This window comes from Dethiosulfovibrio russensis, assembly GCF_021568855.1.
In the GTDB taxonomy this organism is placed as follows: domain Bacteria; phylum Synergistota; class Synergistia; order Synergistales; family Dethiosulfovibrionaceae; genus Dethiosulfovibrio; species Dethiosulfovibrio russensis.
Genome location: NZ_JAKGUG010000001.1, coordinates 259,417 through 283,528, shown reverse-complemented (window position 1 = coordinate 283,528; position 24,112 = coordinate 259,417). Strand labels below are relative to the sequence as shown.

At 54.2% G+C, this 24,112-nt stretch carries 15 protein-coding genes and 1 tRNA gene; all 16 read right to left on the bottom strand.

Annotated elements, in window-relative coordinates:
• Nucleotides 1-6: 6 nt before the first annotated feature.
• Nucleotides 7-477 (bottom strand): 30S ribosomal protein S7, encoded by a 471-nt coding sequence (rpsG, locus tag L2W48_RS01370; RefSeq protein WP_236097912.1) that lies wholly within the window; start codon nt 475-477, stop codon nt 7-9.
• A 21-nt stretch (nt 478-498) separates the two neighbouring features.
• Nucleotides 499-873 (bottom strand): 30S ribosomal protein S12, encoded by a 375-nt coding sequence (rpsL, locus tag L2W48_RS01365; RefSeq protein ID WP_005661688.1) that lies wholly within the window; start codon nt 871-873, stop codon nt 499-501.
• A 36-nt stretch (nt 874-909) separates the two neighbouring features.
• Nucleotides 910-1,167, bottom strand: coding sequence for a ribosomal L7Ae/L30e/S12e/Gadd45 family protein (locus L2W48_RS01360; RefSeq protein WP_236097910.1), 258 nt, complete (start codon nt 1,165-1,167; stop codon nt 910-912).
• Between the two features lie 106 nt (nt 1,168-1,273).
• On the bottom strand, nt 1,274-6,256 hold the full coding sequence (gene rpoC / locus L2W48_RS01355; protein ID WP_236097909.1) for a DNA-directed RNA polymerase subunit beta': 4,983 nt from the start codon (nt 6,254-6,256) through the stop codon (nt 1,274-1,276).
• Between the two features lie 2 nt (nt 6,257-6,258).
• Nucleotides 6,259-10,014 (bottom strand): DNA-directed RNA polymerase subunit beta, encoded by a 3,756-nt coding sequence (gene rpoB, locus L2W48_RS01350; protein ID WP_236097908.1) that lies wholly within the window; start codon nt 10,012-10,014, stop codon nt 6,259-6,261.
• A gap of 152 nt (nt 10,015-10,166) precedes the next feature.
• Nucleotides 10,167-10,253, bottom strand: a tRNA-Leu gene (locus L2W48_RS01345).
• Nucleotides 10,254-10,333: 80 nt separating this feature from the next.
• A complete protein-coding gene (locus L2W48_RS01340; protein ID WP_236097907.1) occupies nt 10,334-11,302 on the bottom strand; it encodes an L-threonylcarbamoyladenylate synthase in 969 nt (322 codons plus the stop codon).
• Nucleotides 11,299-12,417, bottom strand: a complete 1,119-nt coding sequence (tgt, locus tag L2W48_RS01335) for a tRNA guanosine(34) transglycosylase Tgt (protein ID WP_236097906.1) — start codon at nt 12,415-12,417, stop codon at nt 11,299-11,301. Before tgt ends, L2W48_RS01340 begins: the two co-directional genes overlap by 4 nt.
• Nucleotides 12,417-13,202 carry a TatD family hydrolase gene (locus tag L2W48_RS01330; RefSeq protein ID WP_236097903.1) on the bottom strand — a complete coding sequence of 262 codons (786 nt, stop codon included), beginning with the start codon at nt 13,200-13,202 and terminating at the stop codon, nt 12,417-12,419. The genes tgt and L2W48_RS01330 overlap by 1 nt, the downstream gene beginning before the upstream one ends.
• Nucleotides 13,203-13,216: 14 nt before the next feature.
• Complete coding sequence (gene metG, locus L2W48_RS01325; protein ID WP_236097901.1) at nt 13,217-15,157, bottom strand: methionine--tRNA ligase; 1,941 nt, start codon at nt 15,155-15,157, stop codon at nt 13,217-13,219.
• A gap of 32 nt (nt 15,158-15,189) precedes the next feature.
• Nucleotides 15,190-16,014, bottom strand: coding sequence for a 16S rRNA (cytidine(1402)-2'-O)-methyltransferase (gene rsmI / locus L2W48_RS01320; RefSeq protein ID WP_236097900.1), 825 nt, complete (start codon nt 16,012-16,014; stop codon nt 15,190-15,192).
• Nucleotides 16,005-16,751 (bottom strand): tRNA1(Val) (adenine(37)-N6)-methyltransferase, encoded by a 747-nt coding sequence (locus L2W48_RS01315; RefSeq protein ID WP_236097898.1) that lies wholly within the window; start codon nt 16,749-16,751, stop codon nt 16,005-16,007. Before L2W48_RS01315 ends, rsmI begins: the two co-directional genes overlap by 10 nt.
• A complete protein-coding gene (smc, locus tag L2W48_RS01310; protein ID WP_236097896.1) occupies nt 16,748-20,155 on the bottom strand; it encodes a chromosome segregation protein SMC in 3,408 nt (1,135 codons plus the stop codon). Before smc ends, L2W48_RS01315 begins: the two co-directional genes overlap by 4 nt.
• A complete protein-coding gene (locus tag L2W48_RS01305; protein WP_236097894.1) occupies nt 20,130-21,632 on the bottom strand; it encodes an Rne/Rng family ribonuclease in 1,503 nt (500 codons plus the stop codon). The genes smc and L2W48_RS01305 overlap by 26 nt, the downstream gene beginning before the upstream one ends.
• A 4-nt stretch (nt 21,633-21,636) precedes the next feature.
• Entirely contained in the window at nt 21,637-22,278 is a 642-nt protein-coding gene (locus tag L2W48_RS01300) for a TIGR03936 family radical SAM-associated protein (RefSeq protein WP_236097892.1), read from the bottom strand.
• On the bottom strand, nt 22,265-24,097 hold the full coding sequence (locus L2W48_RS01295) for a TIGR03960 family B12-binding radical SAM protein (protein ID WP_236097891.1): 1,833 nt from the start codon (nt 24,095-24,097) through the stop codon (nt 22,265-22,267). The genes L2W48_RS01300 and L2W48_RS01295 overlap by 14 nt, the downstream gene beginning before the upstream one ends.
• Between the last annotated feature and the right edge of the window lie 15 nt (nt 24,098-24,112).

Genomic DNA, 24,112 nt, shown 5'->3' with positions numbered 1-24,112 from the left:
CAAGTTCTACCAACGGTAGTGAGCGAAGGCCCTATTGGCCTCTGCCATCTTGTGAGTATCTTCCCTCTTCTTGATGGAGCTACCCTCGCCCTTATAGGCATCGACAAACTCCCTGGAAAGCCTCTCGTTCATGGGCATGCCTTTCTTGCCCCTAGAGTAGGAGATTATCCAACGGATAGCGAGAGCCTGAGCCCTTGCGGGCGCAACCTCCACTGGGACCTGATAGGTCGCACCACCGACCCTGCGGGAACGGACCTCGACGAGAGGCTTGACGTTCTCCATGGCCTTATTGAAGACCTCGATAGGCTCCACGCCCAATTTTTCGGCGGCTTTATCGAGAGCTTCGTAGACTATCTTCTCGGCGGTACTTTTCTTACCGTCGAGCATGACCTTATTGATGAACTTAGTGACAGCGAGATTTCCGAACCTGGTATCCAGCAACGAATCTCTCTTTCTCACATGCCCTTTACGCGGCATGGCACTACCTCCTTATACCCTTTAGGACTTAGGACGACGGGCACCGTATTTGGAACGGCTCCGACGACGACCTTCGACACCGCCGCAATCAAGGGTACCGCGTACGATGTGATAGCGCACACCGGGAAGGTCCTTGACTCGACCACCCCTGACCAGGACGACAGAGTGCTCCTGCAGATTATGACCGACTCCCGGTATATATGAGGTCACCTCGATACCGTTGGTCAGACGCACACGGGCGACCTTTCTCAAAGCCGAGTTGGGCTTTTTGGGAGTGATCGTATATACTCGCGTGCAAACCCCTCTTCGCGCCGGACAATTCTGCAACGCCGGGGAGTCGGACTTCTTGACCTTCTCACTCCGACCTTTCCGGACTAACTGGTTGATTGTTGGCACTACGTTACCTCCTTCCAGATATTCTTATATGCTTTCTTAACAGCGGTCGTCCCGCTGCAAAGCCGCTGTAGCTGCGCCTCTATCTATGACGCAAGCCCTGCCCAGAGACGCCATAGAATCGACCGTTTCCATCGGAACACCCCGCTCGGAACATATATGGGTTATCTCCTGAATCATCGAAAGGTCGGCATCGGCAGCGACGAAGACTTTACGGACGTTGCCCCTCAAAACTTCGCGACGGACCTGCTTGAAACCTACGAATCGCCTGCCCTCGGTCAACTCCGCTACGTTCATCATAAAACCTCCTGAGCATAGGCACCGAGTAATGATAACAACGACCTGGTGCTATGTCAAGAAACATAGCACCAGGTCGAGCTTTATTTGGAAAGATTACTCGTTTTTAGGATTCTTTTTCCTTGACCGCGATCTTACGAAAATCCTCCACTCCCGTTCCGGCCGGGATGAGATGACCGATTATCACGTTCTCCTTCAAGCCTACGAGGTTATCGACCTGACAACGGACCGCAGCCCCCGCAAGTACCTGAGCGGTCTGCTGGAAGGACGCGGCACTAAGGAAGCTGTCAGTGGCCAGAGCGGCCTTTGTTATTCCGTGGATAAACTTCCGACATTCGGGATTCTGTCTGAGCTTACGAACAAAGGTAACTCTGGAGACTATGTTCCTGGTTTCATTATTACAGTGAATAGGCCTTATGACCAATTCCTCCGGATTAGCTGCGACCAGCTCGTCCAAAAGCGATTTATTTATTTCCTGACCGGAGTCGGCCGCAACCCTGCCGTCAACCTCTACCCTGTCCAGCAGAACCTTTCCATAACAGGTATCGGCTATGACCTCCTTGAGGATGTTCTCCCTCGTTATTATATCCTCACCTATAGAGATAGCCGCAAGATCTCCGTCTATTATCCCTCGAACTACGCTGCCGTCCACAAGCTGAGGTTTTGAGGAGAGTGCATTACCCTGGGAATCTATGGCCTGTTTCAGAGGTTTACCCCATATCCTGGCCAGGAGCCTTTCCTGCATTGCATCGGAGACGCTGATTCTCTCGATTCCCTTCCATGCCTTTACGAAGGGGACGTCGTTTATCCTTAGCAACGCAGCTACTTCCTCCGTGACCATGTGGTCCTTGAAGGCGACGGCCTGACCGTCCACCACGACGTCCTCCGCAAGATAGGCCGAATCAATCAGCTTCTCTATTACCTCCACGTCCCTGACTCTCAAGGGCCGGGGCTCTTGAGAGGTTATCACCGACAACTGACCAAGGGTAAGAGGCTGCCCCGATTCGACGACTTTCCCGTCTCTGGCCTCGAAGGGATCTATAAGCTCGAATCCTTTGAGTTCTTTTCTGAAAGAGGCCTCTCCCGCGATGATTTTAAGAGGTCCAATCTCATCGGTCACGTCTATCTCCGTCACAGGTGCTCCAGGGGTCAGGATGGACCTTATGAGCTCTTCGTCCATGGGCTGGGTTTTTTTCTTGCTCAAATCCGTTTTGACGGCCCCGGCTATTCCCTGAAAAATCTTACCGGAGAATATTTTTACAGCCTCATGTATGTTGTTCTCGTTTTCCTCCAGTATGACCTTTTCCTCGGCCTCCACGTCACCGGCCCATACCAGATCACCTGCCACGAAGGCTGTGTCTCCTTCATCGACGACCCTCAATCTGTTCACAGGAGCGACTTTCCTGAGGATCACCTCTATGTGTTTGTTGTTGATGGAGACGCCCTGAGAACGGTAGACCTCCTGAATACTGTCAACCAGGTATTTCTGGACCTCTTCCTGCCCAAGAACCTCAAGAAGCTGCTGAGGATCGATATATCCCTCGGTCAGCTTGGTTGAACGATAGACAGGTTCGCCCTCTTCGACCAGAAGGTTTTGCGACGAAGGGATGGTGTGAGTGATCTTCTGTTCGTTCCCAGGCTCCTCGGAGGTTATTATTACCTTACGCTTGCCCTCCATCTCCCGAATTTCGATCACCTTGCCGTCAACACCGGCAAGGACGGAGACTTTTTTGGGACGACGGGCCTCGAAAAGCTGCTCTATCCTTGGAAGACCCTGAGTGATGTCCTCACCGGTAATCCTGACTCCTCCGGTATGGAAGGTCCTCATGGTAAGCTGGGTTCCTGGCTCACCGATGGATTGGGCGGCCACGACACCTACAGCCTCTCCGATGTCGACGACGGAACGGGTCGCTAGGTCGACACCGTAGCACTTCTGACATATACCGTGTCTGGTTGTGCAGGTCATGGGGCTTCTTACCCAGATCTCCTTGAATCCGCAGGAGTCTATACGGGAAGCAAGATCCGGAGTTATGATCTCGCCAGCCCCTACTATCAGGTCACCGGTCTCCGGATCGGCAACATCGTTCAGGGACGTTCTACCGGCTATCCTCTCGCTGATAGGGATGACCGTTTTGCCGTCGCTCTCCAAAGGCTCTATTTTGACACCTTTGTCCGTTCCGCAGTCGTCTTCGGTTATTATGACGTCCTGAGAGACATCGACGAGACGACGGGTCAGATACCCCGACTTGGCCGTACGAAGGGCTGTATCGGCTAACCCCTTTCTGGCTCCATGAGTGGAGATGAAGTACTCCAACATGTTCATCCCCTCACGGAAGTTGGTGGTGATGGGGTAGTCTATTATTCGTCCGGTCGGATCGGCCATAAGGCCTCGAATTCCGGCCATCTGAGCGAGCTGGCCTCTACTTCCCCTGGCTCCGGAGTCGACCATCATCCTGACCGGGTTATCGTGTCCCATGTGGTTCAGTATGGCGTTTCCTACGTCAGCGGCCGCCTTGGACCACAGGGTCTCCTTTTGAAGAAGGTATTCGTCCTCCGAGAGGACTCCCATATCGTACTGGTTTCTTATCTCGTCGTCCTCTACCAGAGAACTGGAGACCACGTCCTCTTTCTCCTTGGGTATTACTACGTCGGTAACGCAGAAACTTATACCGCTCAAGGTAGCCCAGTGATAGCCGAGACCCTTTATGGCATCCAACATCTCGACCATTTCCTGACGGGAGACCTGGTTGTACCCGAGATCCAACAGTTTGCTAAGGTCCTTCTTTCCCAGCTGACCGTCGAGGAATCGAAGTTTTTTAGGGAGATAGCTGTTGAAAAGGACCCTTCCCGGCGAGGTCTCGAACCATTTTCCGCTTTCATCCAGGAAGGAGACTCCCCATTGATCGACCTTCTCTTTCCAGTTTCCCCATTCGTGGTTCCATCTCATGCGAATTCTGGCGTTCACGTGCACAATTCCGTGATCCAGAGCGGTTAAGACGTCGTCAAAGCTGTCGAAGTATTTGCCCTCTCCGGTCATACCCTCTCTGAGATTGGTCAGATAGTATATCCCCAATATTATGTCCTGCGAGGGAGCCACTATGGGCTTCCCGCTAGCGGGGGAAAGTATGTTGTTTGCGGAGAGCATGAGCATCCTGGCCTCCGCCTGAGCTTCCACGGAGAGAGGTACGTGTACTGCCATCTGGTCTCCGTCGAAGTCGGCGTTGAAAGCGGTACAGACCAGGGGGTGAAGCCGTATGGCCTTACCCTCCATCAAAACAGGCTCGAAAGCCTGGATGCCCAGTCTGTGAAGCGTGGGAGCTCTGTTCAACATCACAGGGTGATCTTTTATGATCTCCTCCAGAATGGCCCAGATTTCCTCCTTGCCTCTTTCGATCATTCTCTTGCCGCTCTTGACGTTCGGAGCTATGCCTAGGTCCACCAGTTTCTGTATTACGAAGGGCTTGAACAGCTCTAGAGCCATCTGCTTGGGAAGACCACACTGGTATATCTTTAAATTGGGGCCTATCGTTATGACCGAACGACCGGAATAGTCCACTCGCTTACCGAGCAGGTTCTGACGGAAGCGCCCCTTTTTGCCTCTCAACAGGTCGGAGAGACTCTTCAGGGGACGATTGCCGGCCCCCAGCACCGCCTTGCCCATTCGACCGTTGTCGATCAGTGCGTCGACCGACTCCTGGAGCATCCTCTTTTCGTTCCTGACTATTATCTCCGGAGCCCTGAGCTCCTGAAGCTTTCTCAGTCGGTTGTTTCTGTTTATAACCCTTCGGTACAGGTCGTTAAGGTCTGAGGTAGCGAAACGACCTCCATCGAGCTGCACCATAGGACGAAGGTCCGGAGGAATGACCGGCAGGACCTCGAGCACCATGGACTGAGGGTTGCAATCGCCCTTGCGAAAATCCTCTACGACCTGGAGTCTCTTGACCAACTTCCGACGTTTCTGGCCGGAAGTCTCGGACAGTTCTTCCCTGAGTTGCTGGGCCAAGTGGTCCATGTCCAGGGTGTCGAGCATCTCCCTAACGCCTTCCGCACCTATGCCGGCACGAAACTTTTTATCGTAGTGGCTACAGAGATACTGTTCTCTGTCCAGTATCACGTCACCGTCGTCAAAGGGAGACTCGCTGCCGTTTATCACCAGGAAACAGGGATCCTCAACTACAACAGTCTCGAGCTGAGCGGTAAAGCGTTCCGGATAACGTTCCTGAAAGAGATTGAACTCGCTGGTAGATATAACGTCTCCCTTGGCGAATGGAAGCTTGGCAACCGACGTGACGACAAATCCCTCCTGGTTCCCCGACATGGCCCTCTCTACCGTTACATCCAGCCCTTCTTCTTTCAATGACCGATATTCATCTCCGGATAGGATAGAGTCAAGCTCGATCTCGACTCCCTCTCCGCGGTCTTTCACGACAAAGGCAGGTTCGGCAGAAAAGGATTCGTCACCGTAGTCCGCCTTGTAGCGACTTATCTGAGAGGACGACACGATGTCACCCTCCGAGATGGGAACATCGTCGACAGATACGACCCTATAGGCCTCCTCGGCCTTGAACTTCGAGTCGTAATGGCAGTGAAGCCTGACCTCGCTTTCAGAGACGATGTCTCCTCTTTTAGCGAGATCGGACCTCTTGCCCTCTATGACTACCTTGAAGGCCGGTTCCCTCTTTCTTATGGGAGCGAAGTAGACCACCTTTTCCAGCATCTTCGTGGCGGTCCCAAGCAACAGACTGAGTCTGCTGGGGATACCCCGGAGATACCATATGTGAACGACAGGGGCGGCCAGCTCGATGTGACCCATTCTCTCTCTACGAACGCGGTTATCCGTTACCTCCACGCCGCATCGATCGCATATCACGCCCTTGAATTTCGGACCGCTTTTCTTGTACTTGCCGCAGGCGCATTCAAAGCTTTTAGTGGGCCCGAAGATACGCTCGCAGAAAAGGCCGTCTTTCTCGGGCCTCAAGGTCCGGTAGTTGATGGTCTCGGGTTTCTTGACCTCTCCGGTGGAAAGTCCCCTTATCTCTCCAGGACTGGCAAGACGTACCCTGACTCCGACGATCTCGCGGCGGGTCATCGTTAGCGGTCAGCTCCTTTCACATCATCGTTCTCGACTGTGGAACTATCCGAGAGAGCTTCGTTAGACTCTTCGTTAGAGGTCTTTCTCTCCTCCTCGGGTTTGGGACTATCCGAGAGAGCTTCGTTAGACTCCGCATAAGAGATTTTACTCTCTTTAGCGCTGGCGTCCTCGTTGCCGAAGATCATCTCCTCCATCTCCTTCGGCGTGGGAGCAGATGCCTCCTCCGGAGCTACGGCCGGAACGGCCTCCGCCTTTGGAGGGACGGGAGCGGCGTTGCTCTGTTCATCGTCCTCGTCGGGAAGAAGAGGACCGATGGTGCCGTCGTTGTATTCTATATCGACCCCCAAGCCCAGTCCCTCGAGCTCTTTTACAAGAACCTTGAAGCTCTCGGGGACTCCCGGCCTGGTCAGATTCTGACCTTTTACGATTTTCTCGTAGGTCTTGAGTCGACCGTGAATATCGTCGGATTTTACCGTCAACATCTCCTGAAGAACATGAGCAGCTCCGTAACCCTGAAGAGCCCAGACCTCCATCTCTCCGAAGCGCTGCCCGCCAAACTGAGCCTTACCGCCCAGAGGCTGCTGGGTTATGAGACTGTAAGGTCCTATGGATCGGGCGTGCAGTTTATCGTCCACCAAGTGGTTGAGTTTGAGCATGTACATATACCCGACGGTGGTCTTGTATTCCATTGGTTCTCCGGTTCTGCCGTCTATGAGCTGCATGGTGCCGCCCCTGGTCAAGGTGGAATAGTCGGGATTCTCCTGACTGAGTTTATCGAGCAGATCGTAGATCTCGTCTTCCTGTGCTCCTTCGAAAACCGGCGTAGCGACGTGCCAGTCGTTGGCTACTGCCACGGTGGCCAGTATGGTCTCGAGAACCTGTCCGAGGTTCATTCGACTTGGAACCCCGAGGGGGTTGAGACAGACATCGACAGGGGTGCCGTCCGGAAGATAGGGCATATCCTCTACGGGGAGGACCCTGGAGACGACTCCCTTGTTGCCGTGACGACCGGACATCTTGTCTCCGACTGTGATCTTTCTGAGCTGAGCCACGTAGACCTTGACGACCTCGTTGACCCCGGGACTGAGGGAATCACTGTTCTCGTCCTTGTTCAGCTTCTTGACCGCGACGACCTTTCCTCTGGCTCCATGGGGAACGTGGAGAGACGTGTCCCTGACCTCTCTGGCTTTTTCGCCGAAGATGGCCCTGAGCAACTTCTCCTCCGGAGACTGATCAGACTCTCCCTTGGGGGTTACCTTTCCTACCAGGATATCCCCTGCATTGACCTCGGCTCCGACACGTACCACCCCGAACTCATCGAGATCTTTAAGAGCGTCCTCTCCGACGTTCGGAATATCCCTCGTTATCTCCTCCGGCCCGAGCTTGGTGTCCCTGGCGTCCATCTCGTATTCCTCTATATGTATGGAGGTGAAGAAATCCTCCTTTACCAATCTCTCGCTGAGGAGGATAGCGTCCTCGTAGTTGTATCCCTCCCAGGGGATAAAGGCTATGAGGACGTTACGCCCAAGGGCCAGCTCTGCCTGATCCACCGACTGCCCATCGGCCATTATCTCTCCTTTGGAGACGACATCGCCTTTCGAAACTATAGGCCTCTGATGGATGATGGTGCCCTGGTTGGATCTCTTGAACTTCTGGAGGGACATGGAACGATATACCCCCAGGTCGCTTCTTATCTCTATTCTGTCGGCGTCTACGTAGGTGACCACACCGTCCTCCGGAGCCACCACGCAGGAACCGGAATCCTTTGCTATCCTGCCCTCCATGCCGGTGCCTACCCTAGGGGCCTCCGGAAGCAGAAGCGGGACGGCCTGACGCTGCATGTTCGATCCCATCAAGGCTCTATTGGCATCGTCATGCTCCAGGAAAGGGATCAGGGCCGTCGAAGCCGAGACTATCTGTTTAGGAGATATGTCCAGAAAGTCGATCTTCTCCTGGGGAACCTCCACTATACGTCCTCTGTAACGGGCGTAGCAGTATTCCTCGGAAAGACGGCCGGTACTCTCGTCGTAGGGGGTATTAGCCCTTCCTACGAAGGCGTTGTCCTCCTCGTCCGCCGCAAGGTATACTACATCCTCGGGATTCAAAGACACGACACCCTCTACCACGGGACGACGGGGGGTTACTAAGAAACCGTATTGGTTGACCTTGGAGTAGGTCGAAAGAGACGTCACCAACCCGATATTGGGGCCCTCGGGGGTCTCGATGGGGCAGATACGGCCATAGTGAGTGTAATGGACGTCTCTCGCCTCGAAGCCGGCTCTCTCTCTGCTAAGACCACCCGGCCCCAGTGCGGAAAGTCTCCGCCTGTGGGTCAGTTCGGACAAAGGATTGTTCTGGTCCATGTACTGAGACAGCTGTCCCGAACCGAAAAACTCCCTGAGTGCGGCCGATATGGGCCTGACGTTTATGAGGTCTCTGGCCATTGCCTTGGTGAGATCCGCCACGGTAGTCATACGCTCCTTGGCTATTCTCTCCATTCGCAGAAGGCCTATTCTGACCTGATTCTGGAGAAGCTCTCCCACGGAACGGACTCTTCTATTGCCGAGGTGGTCGATATCGTCGGGGAACTCCTCGGTGACATCGGGGAAAGAAACCACATCCCTCTGCTCTTCCGTGTCTCTGAGGACGATTATTCCCTTGACGATCCTTACCAGGTCGTCTATCGTGAGCAGATACTCCCTGTCGGGCAGATCCAGCTTCAGCCGTCTATTGAGTTTGTAGCGACCGACACGGCCCAGAGTGTAACGACGGGAATCGAAGAACAGGCTGTCTATATACTCTCTGGCGTTCTCGATTCTGGCCGGATCATTAGGACGAAGTCTGCGGAATATCTCCAACATAGCCTCGTCTCTGTTGTTGGTAAAATCCTTCTCCAACGTAGCGGCGAAAACGGGGTTGACGTTCCAGACCTTCACCCTCGTTCGTCCGAGGTCCCAAAGTCGTTCGAGCTCTTCCTTCCCTATGCGTTCCTCTTTGCGGACCACGACGTTTCCGCCCTCGTCCAGGACAGTCTCACCGAGAAGCCTGCCTATCAGAAGCTCCTCCGATATATCGACCTCCTCTATCTCCCCTCCGAAAAGACGAAGCATCTCCTCGTTGGACGAGACTCCAAAGGCCTTGAGAAGAAGGGTTCCAGGAAGTTTCTTGCGGTTGTCTATGTTGACGTGGAGGGCATCTCCGCTTCCCATGGCGAACTCCAGCCAGGCTCCTCTGTCGGGGATTATCTTGGCGGTGAAGGTCTCCGCCACCGGGGCGGAATAGTCTACTTTGAAGTAGATTCCCGCGGAGCGGGCAAGCTGGTTGACGACGACTCTTTCGGTTCCGTTGATGATGAAGGTTCCCCTCTCTGTCATCATCGGAAAGTCGCCCAGAAAGATCTCCTCTTCCTTGATCTCCAGGTTCTTTCTGTTTACGAGTCTTATGGTGGCTCGGACGGGACGATGCCAGGTGCAATCCTTCTGCTGGGACTCTTCCTGTGTAGTGGCTGGCCTGTCCAGATAGTATCGGACGAACTCCAGGGCAAAGGAGCCGTCGTAACTTTCAATCGGGAAAATCTCGTCGAGAAGTTCCTGAAGTCCTACGCTGTCCCTTTTGTCGGGATCGACATCCTCCTGAAAGAAGCTTCGGTAGGAATCTCGCTGCACCTCGACCATGTCCGGGATCTCTACTAGATCTCGAACACGCCCAAAGGTGAGGCGGCTGCGCTTTTTGCCCACGGGTACGAATTCGGCCATTAGGCTGACGACCTCCCTGTGTCTCTAAAAGTGAGGGTAAACTCTCCATGCTGACGAACAATAAAAATAACAAAAAGGTCGCATTATGTCAACGACACAATACGACCTGATACACACTTGGCGATCCAATCGTGCATAGCACCTCTATTGGATGGTGCCCGGGAGGAGACTCGAACTCCTACAGGCAAATGCCCACTAGAACCTGAATCTAGCGCGTCTACCAATTCCGCCACCCGGGCGTATCTTCGGAACGAGATGTATTCTATCAGTCGATCCTCCGATTTGCAAGTACTTTATTGTTTTTTCGAGGTCAGGAACCTCAACGATCGCCGGAAGCTCTGGAAAGTCTGTCCCTTAGAGCCAGTCCTATTCCGTCAGAATCGGGCCACTGGGCCACTATAGTTCCATCCCAATTTCGTTCCAACTCTCTCAGGGCGGAAAAAAGACCTCTTCCGTAGCTATCGACGGAATCGAAGATTATCGATTTATCCACCGGGAAAACCGGCTCGACCATACCTATATAACGGCATATTCCGCCAAAATCAGGGCGGTCGTTTTCCTCAGGTTTCCATAATAGAAGCGGAACCGACGGAGCGTAATGACGATATCTAGTACCGGGAGATCTCTTAAGTTCCAGCTCCCCGACGGGCAGAGCTATCTCGCCCAAAAGATCCGCCAGGACCTCCACCGGAAGCCCCCCGGGCCTGAGTAAAACGGGAACTTTTCCAGTTACGTCCAATACGGTTGACTCCAATCCAACCTCGGTGGATCCCCCGTCTATGATCAGATCAACCCTGTCTTCAAGGTCTCGAGCCACCGTCGCCGCGTCCGTAGGACTGGGTCTCCCGCTGGTGTTGGCACTGGGAGCGGCGACGGGAAATGGGCAGGCCTGGAGAAGGGCCAGCGCCACGGGATGAGAGGGCATCCGGACTCCCACCGTGTCCAAACCGGCGGTAACCTCTGGAGGCACGATGGGCAAGGCGGGCAATACCAGTGTAAGAGGACCGGGCCAGAGGTTTTTCATGATCATATCAGCTCGATCGTCCACCCTTGCTATTTTTCTCACCGACTCCGGATCTCCGACGTGCAATATCAAAGGGTTGTCCGACGGACGGCCCTTTGCCTCGAAGATGCCAGAGACAGCCTTTCCGTCAAGTCCGTCGGCCCCCAGTCCGTAGACCGTCTCGGTGGGAAACCCAACCAACCCTCCCGACTTGAGGATGGAGACTGCCCTATCGATGACCTCCTTATCGGGGTTCCAGCGATCGACCTTTATCGGCGAGCTCATAGAGCCTTACCTGTGGAGAAAAGCTCGTGAAAACGGTCCCGAAAGTGAGGAAAACGGCCTTCCAGTATGGCCTCTCTGGCTCCCTTCATGAGAGATATCAGATACCTGAGGTTATGCCAGCTGCACAGCCTGGCTCCGAGCATCTCACCGGACCTGTAGAGATGTCTGATGTAGGCCCTGGAGAACTCTCGACAGGCGTAACAGTCGCAATCCGGATCGATCGGTCCCCAGTCCTCCTTGAAGCGACTGTGTTTGATGTTGAACTTGCCTCTGGATGTCAGGAGCGTGCCGTTACGACCGTTTCTGGTGGGCAAGACGCAGTCGAACATATCCACCCCTCTCGCAACTCCCTCCACCAGGTTGGTGGGGAAACCGACTCCCATCAGATATCTCGGCTTTTCCTGCGGCAAAATCGGATTCAATAAGTCCAGAATACGGTACATCTCATCGTGGCTTTCACCAACGGAAAGTCCTCCGATAGAGTACCCTGGGAAATCCATCGCTATGAGCTCTCTGGCACAGTCTTTCCTCAGATCGTCGAAGAGGGCCCCCTGGACTATTCCGAAAAGCGCCTGATCGTCTCTACGGTGTACTTCCTTGCATCGTCTCGCCCACCTCAGGGTCCTCTCTACGCTTTTTCTCGCCGTTTCTTCGTCGCAGGGCAACTCTACACATTGATCGAAACACATGGCTATGTCGCTGCCCAACCCCTCTTGGACCCTAGTCGCCAACTCGGGGGTCATGAAGTGTCTGCTTCCGTCCAGATGGGAGGAGAACTCGACTCCGTCCTCTTTGATGCGGTTTATTCCGGAGAGAGAGAAGACCTGAAAGCCCCCGCTGTCGGTAAGTATAGGACGATGCCAGTTCATGAAACGATGGAGCCCGCCGGCTTTCTCTATCAGCTCCACTCCCGGCCTGAGATAGAGATGGTAGGTGTTGGAGAGAACTATCTGGGCCTCTATCTCCTCCATCTCCCTGGGAGACATTGCCTTCACCGTCGCCCTGGTTCCGACCGGCATGAACACCGGCGTCTCTATTATTCCGTGAGGGGTTACGAGCTCTCCCGCTCTGGCTCCGGTCTCGGGACAGACCGCCTGGACTCTGAACTCGAACATCATTCGTTCTCCCATCGATAGAAATTCATACCGTTGGTCCACACCGCGTCGGCCATAACGGAATCTCTAACCTTCAAGACCTCCGCCGCAGCCTTGTATATCAAGGGCATGTTGAGAGGACTGTTGATCTTTCCCCTGAAGGGAACCGGCGCAAGCCAGGGAGAATCTGTCTCGAGGATAACTCTGTCGATAGGACAGGATGCCAGGCATTCCCTTATGCCGTCGGCTTTCTTGAAGGTTATCATTCCTCCGAATCCCAGATAGAACCCCAGATCCAGACAGGACTTCGCCTCCTCCAAAGAACCGGAGAAACAGTGAACTATCGCTCGTCCGGGATCCACGGGATAGTCCCTCAATATGGAGAAGAAGTCGTCGAACGCCTCCCTCACGTGGAAGACGATCGGAAGATCCGCCTCCTCGGCCCATAGGATCTGGGATATCATGACGTCGCGCTGGACCTTGCCTGGCGAGTAGTCGTAGTGATAGTCCAGACCTATCTCCCCTATGGCGACTACGACAGGATCTTTCACCAGATCCGTAAGTTCCTCCGGCAAGGAGGAGCTTACGGACGAGGCATCGTGGGGATGTATCCCCACCGATGCCCTGATTCCCGAGTCGAAATAACCCCTCGATATGGATATGGCTTCCTCGCTGGTCCGAAGGTCGGTACCCACCACCAACATCCTCTGTACTCCGGCGGAACGGGCTTCGTCTATATGGCGATCGAGATCCCCCCTGAGCTCCGGCGAGTTGAGATGACAGTGTCCGTCTATATAAGGCGTCATATGGGAGATTCGACCTAGTGAACCCTGCTGCCCAGAGGTATGTCCTCAAAGGGGGCCAGTAGGGACAGCCCGTCGTGCCCCGGCAGAGATGCGGCCAAAAGCATTCCATCACTCTGAACACCGCACATCTTGGCCGGCTTCAGGTTGGCTACTACGACTATCTTATGTCCCTCAAGCTCTTCGGCGGTGAAGTCTTCCTTGAGACTGGAGACTATGGTTCTCCTCTCGTATCCCAGGTCGATCTCAAGCTTGTACAACCTTCTGGCCCTTGGAACCTCCTCCACCTTCACTATCTGGGCTACCCTGAGCTCTATCTTGGCAAAGTCGTCTATGGTTATCTGAGGCTCGTGCTCCCCCGGATCGACCACCTTGCCTTTTGCGATATCCCTCTTCTTTTTGGATTCCTCCCATTCCTTCATGTCTATCCTGGGAAACAGCACATCCTTGCTCCTGCGGACCGAGAGCATGCCGGCGGTGGGCTCTCCCCAGCGATAGTGTTCCCACTGGAGATTGGCTGGGTCGCCGCAGAAGCCCAGCTGAGACCAGACCCTATGGCCGGTCTCTGGCATAAAGGGAGATATCATCATGGACACCAATTTGAGGCTTTCCACAAGCCCCCACAGCACGGCGTCCAGAGGTTCCTTAGATCCTTCGTTGCCTAATTTCCAAGGCATTGTCTCGTCTATGTATTTATTGGCCCTTCCGATAAGCCCCCAGGCGGCCTTGAGGGCTTCGTCGAAGGCGAAATCGTCCATCTTCTCCCCGTAGGTATCGAGGGCTTTTCTCGCCACCTCGGAAAGCTCTATATCGAGAGGAGAGAGATCGGAGGGACTCGGCACTATCCCGTCCCTGTACTTCAAAACCATAGACACGGTCCGGCTGAGTAGATTGCCCAGGTCGTTGGCCAGATCGGAGTTGATCCTCTGTGCCATGGCCGCCTCGGAGAAGTCTCCGTCCATCCCGAAAGGCACCTGTCGCAACAGGAAGTATCGAAAAGCGTCGGCACCGTAGAGATCGGCCATCTCGAAGGGATCCACCACGTTACCTTTGGACTTTGACATTTTTTCCCCCTCCATGGTCCACCAGCCATGGGAGAACACCCTGACAGGAGGGTTCAGTCCCAGAGCCATCACCATGATGGGCCAGATGACGCAGTGGAAACGTATTATGTCCTTCGCCATGAGATGATGAGCGTTGGGCCAGAATGCCGCCAGTTTCTCCGGGTCGTCCTCGTAACCGCAGGCCGTGAGGTAGTTTATCAGGGCGTCGAACCACACGTATATAACGTGTTTCTCGTCCCCCGGAACGGGAATGCCCCAGGATATGGAGGTCCGAGACACCGACTGATCCCTTAAACCGCTCTTGATGAAGCTGACTATCTCGTTGTAGCGGGTCCTGGGCATTATGGCCTTCAGGTTGTCCTCGTAATACTTCAAAAGTCTGTCGGCATAGCGGGAGGTCTTGAAGAAGTAGCTTTCCTCCTCCATCTCGACCAGGGGACGGCCGCAGTCAGGACAGGTGTTGTTATCTCCCATGCTGCTTTCGGGAACGTAGGTCTCGCAGGGAACGCAGTATAATCCCTTATATGTACCCTTGTAGATATCCCCCTGGTCCATGAGCTTGGAAAATATGGATTGGACCACCTTCTCGTGTCTCTTTTCGGTGGTTCTGATAAAGTCGTCGTTGGATATATTCAACACGGGCAGAAGCTTCTTGAAGTTCTCCGCCATCTCGTCCGTAAGTTCCTGAGCGGTCATGCCCTTGGCCTTGGCGCTCTCGTAGATCTTTTGTCCGTGTTCGTCCGTCCCTGTAAGAAAGAACACCTTGTAGCCGTCCATCCTCTTGTAACGGGACATAACGTCCGCCCCTATGGTGGTATAGGCGTGACCGATATGAGGTACGTCGTTGACGTAATAGATCGGCGTGGTTATGTAAAAGTTCTTGGAATCTGACATGATCTCGACCTCCTGCTAAAGTAAAACTCCCTCTATTTTATTCCCTTTTGCCCTAGAAGCCATTTTTTTATCGGGTTTTTCGGGATTCCCAGTTCCTCCGAAAGCGCCAAGGTAACGTCCTTCAGGGACATTCCCTTCTGGACCATATCTAGGGCCCTCTCTTTCCACCGGGCCTCTTCGTCTTCGGAATCGACGGAGCCCCCCTCCACGATCAGGACCATCTCCCCTTTTAACCCCGACTCGGCCTTTCGGAGAACTGCCGTCAAGGATCCCCGCAAGGCTTCCTGATGGATCTTGCTGATCTCCCTTACCAGAGCCGATTTTCTGTCCCCGAAGACGGATATCATCGATTCGAGATGTCTTACGACCTTGTGCGGCGACACGTAGAAGACCAGTGTCCAGGGAATGTCCTTGAGCCCTGCCAGCTCTCTGGTTCTGTCCCCTTCTCTGTCGGACAGGAACCCGAAAAACAGACAGGGATGGGGAGGGAGGCCCGACAAAATCAGGGCCGGAACGAAGGCGGTCGCCCCGGGAAGGACGTCGATCTCGAAGCCTTCGTCCACGGCTTTTCTTACGATCTCGTATCCCGGATCGGATATGCCGGGAGTTCCCGCATCGGATATTAGAGCCACTCTTTTATCTCGAGCCAGAAGATCCAACAGCTCCTCCGACCTGCCGGCTTCGTTGTGTTTATGATACGAGAGCAGTCTGGCGTCTATTCCGTGGCGTTTGAGGAGCAACCCCGAGTGTCTGGTGTCCTCACAGGCCACGACGTCGGCCTTTCCAAGTTCCTCCAGGGCTCGCAAGGTTATGTCGTCCATGTTGCCCACCGGGGTCGGTATAACTATCAGGGGCATGGCGATCCCTCCGGAGAGTAGAATTCCAGCAGATCCTCGGTGTAGTTACCGCTGTCGTCGTTTATCCTCAGAGGAGGAAGAAGCCTGATACCTGGAGAGGCCGACCGGAGGGCCTTTACCAAAAAGACGGAGGCGTCCTTGCCTCTTCTGGGATGGACGGCTCTCAAAGCTTTAGGCTCCACCCCGCGAGACCTGAGGGCACAGAGGAAATCCACCAGTCTCTCGGCGGCAAAGACGAAGTAGGCTCTTCCCTTGTCTCCCAAAAGATACCGGCAAGCCTCCGCCACGTCCTCCACGGAACAGACCACTCCATGTCTCGCCAGGACGTTTTCCGATCTGTTGCCGGTCCTATGTCTGATCGGATCGCCATATGGAGGGTTGGCCACTATGACGTCGAACCCCTGAGGGGGTAGGATTTTATGTATTTCCCGTAGATCTCCGTGTATAAAAGAGGCCCTGTCTGATAGTTCGTTGAGCTCCCTGTTTTTCTCCGCCATATGGACCAGGTTTTCCTGTATATCCAGGCCGACCACGGAAATTTCCTTTCTTTTAGCCAGAATTAGGGAGACGGCACCGTGAGCGCAACCTAGCTCACAGACCCTCTCGCCTCTACGAACCTTCGAAAACCCCGCGAGAAGGACCGTATCGACGTTCACCCTCGGACCCCTTAAAGGTTGCAACAATTTTATGTCCACGCCGTTTATAGAATCTTCGCTTATGGACTTAAGGTCTATCATAGCCAGTCCTCCAGTCTGACCCCTACTATTTGGGATAGGCCGGGCTCGGACATGGTGACACCGTACATGACGTCGGCCCTCTCCATGGTCTGACGACGATGGGTCATCGCCAATATCTGAAGGGAGGCCGCATAGTCCGAGACTATACCGGCAAATCTCCCCAGGTTGACCTCATCCAATGCGGCGTCCACCTCGTCCAGTACTACCATTGGCACATGGGCTACCTCCATAGAGGCGAAAAGGAGCGAGAGGGCCGTGAGGGTCTGCTCTCCTCCTGAGAGCTGAGCCAGATAAGCAGATCCCTTTCCAGGGGGACGGGCCACTATATCGACTCCGGAGTCCCAAAGTCCTCCATCTTCCTGAAGCCTAAGATGGGCCTCGCCTCCGCCGAACAGCCGCTGAAAAAGACCGTTGAATCGAAGGTCTATTTTCTCCAGAGCGTTTCCGAACAGCTCTCCCGCCTGAAGGTCAGTTGTCTCCACGAGGGAGCGAAGTTCCGATATGCCGGAGGAGACGTCCTCGGTCTGTTCGCGATAGTATTCTATACGGTCTTCCAGGGATTGATCCTCCGACAGAGCCCCTCTATCGAAGTCCCCCAAAGCTGCCATAGCGTTCTCCAGCCTCTTTACCTTTCGTTCCGTCTCGTCCAGATCTCCCTCGATCGTATCCCCCTCGGGAAGATAGGGATATCGGGATTCCCAGGATTCCACAAGGTCTTCCAGACGACTGGCAACCCTGTCTTTTTTCTGCTCCAGCCACGATACGGTTTTCTCCCCGTCGTCCGCCCTTTCCAAAGCGAGCTGATATCTCAGATAACAACGGTCCAGAGCCTCACCCAGACGACCTCCACCGGATTCGGTATCGTCCAAAGCAGCTTTTTCCTCGGCTCTTTCTCTCTTTTTCGCATCCACCATCGATGTCAATTGAGACAGCCTTCGGCCCTTTCTGTCAATCTCCTCCTTGAGGGTCAAGGATTCCGACAGAGCTTTGGAGAGGGTTGCTTTGATCTCATCCAGATCGGACTTCAGTTTTCCGACCCGTAAGGATGCAGCTGTCTTACGTTCCTCCCAAAGTTTCAGTTCCGGACGGAGTTGGTTCAGTCGATCCCTTACGGTCTCGTCCTCCGGGGCGGTCAGACCGGAGATCTCCTCCGAGACGGAGAGCAACTCCGATTCGGCCTCTGAGATCTCTTTATCGAGGGATTCCAGCCTATTGGCAGTCTGGGCCGCCTCGCTCTCCAGCATATCCCTGTCCCTGATTCGATCGGCCAGGACCTTCTCGCCTCGGAGGACCTCTGTCTGCGCCTCTGAGACGAGATCGGAGGCTTTCTTTTCCTCCTCTGCCCACTTGGCTTCTTCTACTTCCGCCATCTCCAGGGATCTCTCCAGAGATCTAAGTTTTTTTCTGCTTTCGTCAAGACTTATTTCGACCGAGTGAAGCCGTCCTCTTATCTTTAAGGCCCCTCCGGAATTGCGCTTTTGACCTCCGCTTATCGTTCCTCCCGGAGAGAACACCTCTCCGGCGACCGTTACGATCGGGAAACGGTATCCTCCGGAGACGAGAGACGCCCCGACTTCATAGCCCTCCACGATCAGAAGATCTCCGAATATATGCTCCAGAGCGGGCCTCCAGACCTCCATGACGGACATGAGGTCGATAGCCCAACCTACGATGCCTTTTTCGGGAAGATGGACGTTCCCGACCGTCCTCGGCCTCGCCCTGTCCAGAGGAAGATAGGTGGCTCTTCCAGCCTTGCTCCTTTTGAGTTCCTCTATACCCTCTTTGGCATCCTCCATGGATTCGACCAACAACCAGAACTGACGGCCTCCCAGAGCAGCGTCCATGGCTACTGTAAGGTCTTCGGGACACTGAAACGACTCTATCACAGGGGTCGGCCTCACGGTCAGACGACCGAGGTCGGCCGCGGAGATTACGTGATTTACCGGCCTCGGATAGAGTCCATCGTTTGCCGCAGATGAAAGGGAATCCTGCTCTCTCTCCAACCGTAGAATTTCCTTACGAATAGGCTGAATCGTGGCGCCTAATTCGCTGCACTTTCTGTTTGCCCTCAATCTCGAGGAGGAACGTTCTTTAAAGTCGTTTCGACGATCCCGCTCGATGAGTTTGGCTTTTTCGATAGACTTCTCCAGTTCGCCGATCTCGCAGGAAAGCTTTTTCAACGCGGTCCGACGTTCTCTGTCCGATCCCGAAAGAGCTCCGCTTCTAGCCTTAGCCGCCTCTATGGACGCGCGTAACTCCTCTTTCCGGAGGATCAACTGCTCTCTCCTTGAACGATGGGCCTCCATCTTTCGAAGGATATCCTCCTGCCTGGCCTCGAGATCTGCCAGCTCAGCTCGTCTATCGTCGAATCCATTACCGACCGACAACAGGTCCTCCTTTGCAGAGTCGAGTTCTCCGGAGACCTTTTTTTCCTTCTCCCTGAGCTCGCTGGAGGATATGTCCAGCCGTGAAAACCTGTCTTCCTCTACCCTGAGCGCCGTCTCGAGCTCGAAGACCTCTCTTCCCAAGGTCTCGAGTACACCGTCTATGTTGGACAGTCTCTGTCTGGATTCTATTCTACGTCTCTCCACCTGGACGGATTTTTCCTTAAGCCGGTTCAAAGCGGTATCCCAGATGAGCTTCCATCCAAGCCTCTCCTCGGAACGGCGTCTCTCCTCGACCAGTTTTCTGGAAAGATCCTCTATCTCGCTTTCCATGTCTCGACGTCTGAGCCGATACCAGTCAGCCCTGGATTCATCCAGGGCCGTCTCTATATCCCTAGCCTTTTTCGCCTTGACCACCGCCGGGGCTATCTCACGCCTCCTGGATTCCAGTTCGGCCATCAAAGCTTCTAGACGTCCCAGTTCATCCTCGGCGGATAGGATTTTGTTCAAGGCGTCGTCCCGTCTCTTTCGATAGGTATCTATCCCGAACAATTCCTCCAGGTGATTTCTCCTCTGCATGGGACGATGGGTAATGGCATCGGTCACGTCGCCCTGTCCGATAAAGGCAAATCTATCACCGTCCAGCCGCCATCGACGTTTGACCTCCGAGAGATCCTGAAGTCGATGCTTTACGCCGTCGACCAGGGTAACCGCCCCGGAATCGTCGGAGAATCTTCTGCGTATGACGGTGGAAACGTCCGCGTCCTTCAGCTCCAAGGCGATCTCGGTCGACTTGGCCGGTTGACGGGTGGCAGTTCCCTGAAAGAGTAGATCGGACTGTCTGGTGATCCTCAGTCGCCCGCCGTTGCTGTCTCCCAGACCCCACCTGAGTCCGTCCAGTATGTTACTCTTGCCGCTGCCGTTCGGACCGACTATGGCGGTAAACCCTTCGGAGAGCGGCAGATCGTGGGATCCACCGAAACTTTTGAAGTTTTTAAGCTGAAGTCGTGCTATATACAACTAGGGCCTCCTCCTGACGCTGGGCGACTCTCTTTTCAAGCCCTTCACTGCTCCCCTGATAGTCCAGTCTGAATTTCTCCCAATCCATCGAAGGAACGGCACATAGAGCTATGGCACGTTCGAAAGCCTCCTCCCATACGGAGAGATAGGTCTCCGCTATATAGCCGGCGATATGGGAGTTACACTCCAACAGCATAGCCTCAGATTTGTTGGACCTGACGATTTTTCGGATGAATCGTTTCAAGGTCACGGCGACGCTGTCTTCCTTCAAGACCCTGGCAGTGGTGCCACAAAAAGGACAACTTCTCGTTAGTATGGACCTCACGTCAGTTCTGGCTCTCTTTCTGGTGATCTCAACCAACCCAAGATGGGTAACTCCGAAGACCTTGGAGCGACATCGATCGTCGGCCAAAAGTTGTTCCATCCTATGGACCAGGGCTGTTTTATCTTCCTCGCATTCCATGTCTATGAAATCCACTATGACTATCCCACCGATGGCTCTGAGGCGAAGCTGCCAGGCTATCTCGTCTGCTGCCTCGAGGTTGGTCTGTAAAACAGTGTGTCTCAGGTCCGTATCGCCTACGAATTTACCGGTATTTACGTCTATTACCGTCATAGCCTCGGTCTGTTCGATCACTATATAGGCACCGGAACGAAGCCATACCTTCTGGTCCAACGCAGCCGCTACCTCTTTCTCTATATCGTAGAACTCGAAGACAGGGGTGTTGCCTCGATGAAGGGATACCGACGGCATAACCTGTCCCCCGTATGTCCTCAGCCATTCCTCCACCTTGGGTTTCTCTTCCTCGTTGTCGGTAACGATCTCGAAGACGTCTCCGGAGAACTCGTCTCGAAGGACACGGCCGGTAAGTCCCGGATCCCGATAGAGAAGACATGGGGCTGTCTGAACATCGGCCTCGTGTGCGACCTCGCGCCAAAGTTGCATCAAGCTATCGAAATCGTTTTCGAGAATTTCCGGATCCTGACCTTCGGCGGCGGTTCTGACGATAATGCCAATATCCTCTCTTTTCGAGAGCTGTCTGGCTACATCTCTAAGTCTGAGACGTTCCTTATCTTCCACGATCCTCTTTGAGACCCCGACGTCCTGACCTCCGGGCACTATCACGAGAAAACGTCCCGGCAGAGACAGTCTGGTCGTAACCCTGGCTCCTTTGTTTTTTCTGGCAGTCTTGACGACCTGAACAACCACGTCCATCCCAGGCTTTAAATGGTACCCCTTGGCATCGTTGAGGTAGAGAAAGGCGTTTCTGCCGTCCCCTAGGTTGACGAAGGAGGCGTTCATACCCGGTAAGACGCTTTCCACCCTGGCTTTGTAGATCTCACCTGTTTTCTGGCGCTCCCACATCCGCTCTATGAAGAGCTCTCTGAGCCTGTCGCCCTCTATTATCGCTACTCTCATCTCTTCGGGATCGACTGTGTTGGCTATTATCCTGATCTCGCTGTCCCGATCGGCCACGGTCTCACCCCTCTCTGACGGAAAGAGTCCCAGAGGCGCTCTCGACCAGAGGAACCACCTTTTTAGATTCGCTGTTCCATGTACCTACGGAAAGACGAGCCAATCTGATATCGGCCCAGCCCTGGATTATCTCCATCTCGACCAGTTTTTTGACTATGTTCCCCGGACCTTTCTGCGAGGGAGACGACATAACCATACGGATGGAGCGATCGACTATCTCCCAATCGAGAAGGTTTTCCTCCCAGGGGTGTTTTTCCTCTCTCAAGAGAGACAGAACGGTCTCTCTCGTTTCGCTGCAGGGGAAATGCACGATATACTCTCCAGCATCGCAGAGTTTATTGAGCGACTTTCCCTCGATAAACTCTGCTGCGAACGCCGATAGGCCATCGGGAAGAGCGTCGTCGAACCTTTCGAGATATGAATCCCGCCACTCGTCGAACCAGATCTCCGCCGGCTCGGCACAGGCGACCACACCGACAGGCAGAGCAGGACCTAGGGAGATCTTGGGATGGGGGGAGAATCCCTCCGTCAACTCTATGGACAACCCCGCCCTGGCGGCAGCCCGGGAGAATATCTGGGGCAACTCGACGTGACGTATGAAACAAAAAGGACCCCTTTTAGAGAAAAGGATTCTAATTCTGGGCAAGATCGGCACCTCCCCCGGACCAGCTGCATCCTCGCCCCTGCCATCCACAGACAGAGCAGGTCCCTCCACGACAGTCGGGGGTTAAAAGACCCTCTCTGGAGCGGCATCTCTCCCTCCAGAGAAATTCTCTGGTCACTCCGACATCAATATGATCCCAGGGGAAGCCCTCGTCCCTAGATCTCTCCCTTTGGTTGTACCATTCCGGGTCGACGGAACATTCTTCGAAAGCCCTTAGCCATATGGACAGATCGAAGGTCTCCGTCCAACCGTCGAAACGGGCCCCTAGACGCCAGGCCCGCTCTATGACATCGCCCAATCTCCTGTCGCCTCTTGCGAAAACGCCTTCCAGAAAAGTCTGTTCAGGCTCATGGTACCTGAGGGATATCTTCTTATCCCTGACACGTCCCTTGAGCCACCGTCCCTTCTCCCTGAGAGTTTCGATACCGTCCTGTGCCTCCCATTGGAAAGGAGTGTGAGGTTTCGGCACAAAACCTGCCACCGAAACGGAGATCTGCCCCCTCTTCTTCATGGAACGACCGATCTTGGCAGCTCTCTCAGCTATCCTGAGAATCCCGGCAAGATCCTCCTCCGTCTCTGTCGGGAGTCCCATCATGAAATAAAGTTTCATCCTGTTCCATCCGTGCTCGAAGGCAGCTTTCAGAGTAGTCTCCACGTCTTCCTCGGAGACCCCTTTGTTTATCACGTCCCTAAGCCTCTGAGATCCCGCCTCTGGTGCCAAGGTCAACCCGCTTTTCTTCATGACGTCGAGTCCTGCGGCCAAAGAAAGAGCGAAGTTGTCCATCCTGAGACTGGGCAAGCTGAGCTTCATGTCCCTGGCATCCAGATAAGGCCTCAGCATTTCGATGGCATCGCCGATCCTGGAATAGTCGCAACTCGCCAGGGAGACGAGACTGACCTCCTCCCATCCGGTGGCCTCGGCAAGTTTCTTTACCGTCTCCAATACCTTTTCGGGCGACCGTTCCCTTATGGGGCGATATATCATCCCAGCCTGACAGAAGCGACATCCTCTGGAACATCCACGGAAGACCTCGACGGCGATCCGATCGTGCAGGATACTGGCGGACGGAACTATAGCCGAATCGGGACATATCGACTCCATGTCGGAAGAGATCACCCTCGAAAAAGGCCGTTCCGCCCTAAGAGGAACGGCGCCATACTCTCCATAGGTCCAATCGATAGAGGAAGGAGCGTAAACTCCCGGGATATCGGAGGCCATACGAATTCTCTCGTCCCGTGACATTCCGGAAGATTCGGCCAATGACTCGAGCAGAGAGGGAAGCATTTCCTCTCCATCCCCAAGACAGATAAGGTCGAAAAACTCGGAGATAGGTCCGGGAGCCAGTGCTCCCGGACCTCCCGCTATAACAAGTGGGACGTCATCATCTCTATCACATGCCTTAAGGGGGATTCCGCCCAGATCTAGCATGGTCAGTATATTCGTAAACGAGAGCTCGTATTGCAACGTGAATCCTAAAGCGTCGAAATCGGACAGAGGTCGATCGGATTCCAGAGATCCCAGGGGGATGTTCCTGGATCTCATCTCTTTTTCCATATCTATCCAAGGACAGTAAGCTCTCTCCACGTCTATTCGATCAAGTCCCTTTATCATGGAGTACAGAAGCTGATACCCAAGATAGCTCATACCCACCTCGTAGACATCGGGAAAGCACAGACATATCCTGTAGGAAGGGTCTACCTTGGGGGAGATGTCTCCCCACTCCCCTCCGGCGTATCTCGAAGGACGCTTGACCGAGGCCATAGCTTCCCATCGTCGATCGTTCCACTCGTCAAAAAACATAAATCGCTCCCCTGT

Excerpts from the sequence above, each read along its gene's own strand:
- tgt (WP_236097906.1), bottom strand. The coding sequence starts at position 12,417 with ATGTTCGAGTTCAGAGTCCAGGCGGTCTGTCCCGAGACCGGAGCCAGA.
- rpsG (WP_236097912.1), bottom strand. The coding sequence starts at position 477 with ATGCCGCGTAAAGGGCATGTGAGAAAGAGAGATTCGTTGCTGGATACC.
- rpoB (WP_236097908.1), bottom strand. The coding sequence starts at position 10,014 with ATGGCCGAATTCGTACCCGTGGGCAAAAAGCGCAGCCGCCTCACCTTT.
- rpoC (WP_236097909.1), bottom strand. The coding sequence starts at position 6,256 with ATGACCCGCCGCGAGATCGTCGGAGTCAGGGTACGTCTTGCCAGTCCT.
- L2W48_RS01295 (WP_236097891.1), bottom strand. The coding sequence starts at position 24,097 with ATGTTTTTTGACGAGTGGAACGATCGACGATGGGAAGCTATGGCCTCG.
- L2W48_RS01360 (WP_236097910.1), bottom strand. The coding sequence starts at position 1,167 with ATGAACGTAGCGGAGTTGACCGAGGGCAGGCGATTCGTAGGTTTCAAG.
- L2W48_RS01330 (WP_236097903.1), bottom strand. The coding sequence starts at position 13,202 with ATGACGCCTTATATAGACGGACACTGTCATCTCAACTCGCCGGAGCTC.
- rsmI (WP_236097900.1), bottom strand. The coding sequence starts at position 16,014 with ATGCCCCTGATAGTTATACCGACCCCGGTGGGCAACATGGACGACATA.
- L2W48_RS01315 (WP_236097898.1), bottom strand. The coding sequence starts at position 16,751 with ATGATAGACCTTAAGTCCATAAGCGAAGATTCTATAAACGGCGTGGAC.
- metG (WP_236097901.1), bottom strand. The coding sequence starts at position 15,157 with ATGTCAGATTCCAAGAACTTTTACATAACCACGCCGATCTATTACGTC.
- L2W48_RS01340 (WP_236097907.1), bottom strand. The coding sequence starts at position 11,302 with ATGAGCTCGCCGATAAAGGTCGATCGCTGGAACCCCGATAAGGAGGTC.